Below are 2,223 nucleotides of genomic sequence, written 5' to 3' on the forward strand. Positions count from 1 at the left end.
GATACAAACTTGAGCTTTTCATCCATCTTCGTACTTTCATTCCACGGCATAGTAAGGTCCCTCCTATGCCAAAAACTGTAAAGTATGTGTCCGGTATAAAGTGTTAACTATGTATCGAGTCGTACAACTAAGCCTCGCTCTGCGGGGCTTTTTTATTACCTTCACTACCCCTCCGAATTGCTCTTTAAAGCGTATTTTAGGGCCATTTTTTTGCTAGGGAATCTGACCCAAATCCAATAAAATAGTGAAATGCCAGCAAAGCTTGTCACAACACATCAGCTTCGCCAATACATCGTTTACAACGCCATTGCCCTGCTCGAATTGAAGGCATCGCCCTAGCAACGCAGTTTGAACAAAAACTTACTGACTATATAAATGGCAAAAAGAGCATTTCACAATTAATAGAAAAAACTAAGCAAAGTTATATTAAGAGCTCAATAAAATGACGGTTAATTTAAATAAAAAAATTATCATTATTGCCGGACCCAATGGCGCTGGTAAAACTACTTTTGCCAAGAACTTCTTGCCGCAAGAAGCTCATACATTTCGTTTTATTAATGCTGATCTTATAGCGGCCGGATTGGCACCATTTAATCCTGAATCTGTTTCATTCAAAGCAGCTCGCTTGATGCTCAATGAATTAGATGAGTACACCACAGCTGGCGAGAGCTTTGCCTTTGAAACAACTTTATCTGGCGCCCATTACTTACAACGAATTCAAGAATGGAAAGATTTAGGTTATTCGGTAAAGCTTTGGTTTATTGCACTAAGCTCACCTGAATTAGCTATTTCGCGTGTAAAAGAGCGGGTAGCACAAGGAGGACACAACATCCCTGAAGAGGTCATTCGTAGGCGATATATCGCTGGCCTCAAGAATTTGCCCAAATATCAAAAAGTTGTAAAATCGTGGGTATTGTTAGATGGAGATAAAACTCCCCCCGAGCAAACAGACCAAGGTTGACTATGACTATTCCAAGCAAAGACATTCGTAATTCCTCGGATCCCGATATCGCAGGATCCTACTACGCTATGCAACGAGCAGGTCAAGCAGCAATAGACTTAGCAATTCAAACTAATACGGCTATCGTAACCACTGTTGACGGTAAGATAGTTCGGATCCCTGCTGCAGAACTCATCAAACAGCGCCAACTTACGGCCTAAACACCGTTGGTCGCGAGTTCGAATCTCGCCCGACCCACCAAGCATTACTAAGCCTCTCTCTGCGGGGCTTTTTCATTTCTAGAGCCCTGAGTTTGTATCGGCATTAGTTCATTACTCATCAGAGAGCTCAAATAACCCAAAATAGATGGTCATAGAAAAGCCGCCCTCGGCGGCTTCCGACAATATTTGATGGAAATTATTTACCCTTACCCATTAGATAAGTAAAAGCAGCTCTGAACCCATAGCTCTTTTCAGGCCGCAGCAATCCAAATGTGGAAGAATAATCAACCAGTAGCACAGTGTAAGAGCGGCTATATGTTCTATATTGCCTTTACAAAAATCTTGCAAAGATTCAATAAAACCACGGTGAGGAAATTTTTAGATCAAAAAGGGGGCTCGCTTTGGCATTAAAGCTCTTATGTTCAAAGTTACGCGCTTTGCTGATTAGGGGTGCCACTAGCTGTGCTACATTGGCAAAGGCTCAATAAAGAATTTGTAATGGACTTATTTAAACCCGTATCCTCTTTTGTTGGCATTTTTATCATGATGATTGCAGCCACGTTATGGCTGCGCCGCCAAGATATCATCAACCAAAAGCATCTGCCGATCATTTCGAAGATGATTGTGGATCTTGTCTACCCAGCACTCATTTTCTCAGTAGTAGCACAATGCGATCTACACATTAATTACATTTTGTCAGCAATGTCGATTAACGCTGCTTTGCTGGTGGTTGGCTTGCTGATGGGTATGCTCGGAAAATACGTTTTTCGATTCGATAATGCTAGTCTGATGGCCTTTATTTTGGCCGGAACTTTTAGTGGAACTTCACTCATTGGCAGCGCTTTATTAAAAGTAGTCTACCAAGACCAGCCAGCGATTATTTCCATGGGGGTCGTCATCGCGCAGTTTAGCCATGGTTTGCTAATCAATACAGTAGGAATATTTATTGGTATTCACTATTGCTCCCATGGCGAAAAATTGTCATTTATCGGCCAAGCAAAGCAATTCTTGATTAGCAAGCCTATGCTTGCACTGGTTGGCGGGTTGGCTTGGAATCTACTG

Annotated in this window: 3 protein-coding genes; all 3 read left to right on the forward strand. The window is 42.0% G+C overall.

Annotated features, from left to right (window positions below):
- Positions 1–442: 442 nt before the first annotated feature.
- Positions 443–961, forward strand: coding sequence for an ATPase (locus ICN12_RS10695; protein ID WP_216272494.1), 519 nt, complete (start codon positions 443–445; stop codon positions 959–961).
- Positions 962–963: 2 nt separating this feature from the next.
- On the forward strand, positions 964–1,161 hold the full coding sequence (locus ICN12_RS10700) for a hypothetical protein (RefSeq protein ID WP_072583610.1): 198 nt from the start codon (positions 964–966) through the stop codon (positions 1,159–1,161).
- A gap of 498 nt (positions 1,162–1,659) precedes the next feature.
- A partial coding sequence (locus ICN12_RS10705; RefSeq protein WP_216272495.1) for an AEC family transporter occupies positions 1,660–2,223 on the forward strand: 564 nt, incomplete at its 3' end.

This window comes from Polynucleobacter sp. AM-25C3 (assembly GCF_018882335.1).
In the GTDB taxonomy this organism is placed as follows: Bacteria; Pseudomonadota; Gammaproteobacteria; order Burkholderiales; family Burkholderiaceae; genus Polynucleobacter.

Bases quoted from the DNA above. Each gene is read 5' to 3' on its own strand.
- ICN12_RS10695 (WP_216272494.1), top strand. From the start codon at position 443: ATGACGGTTAATTTAAATAAAAAAATTATCATTATTGCCGGACCCAAT.
- ICN12_RS10700 (WP_072583610.1), top strand. From the start codon at position 964: ATGACTATTCCAAGCAAAGACATTCGTAATTCCTCGGATCCCGATATC.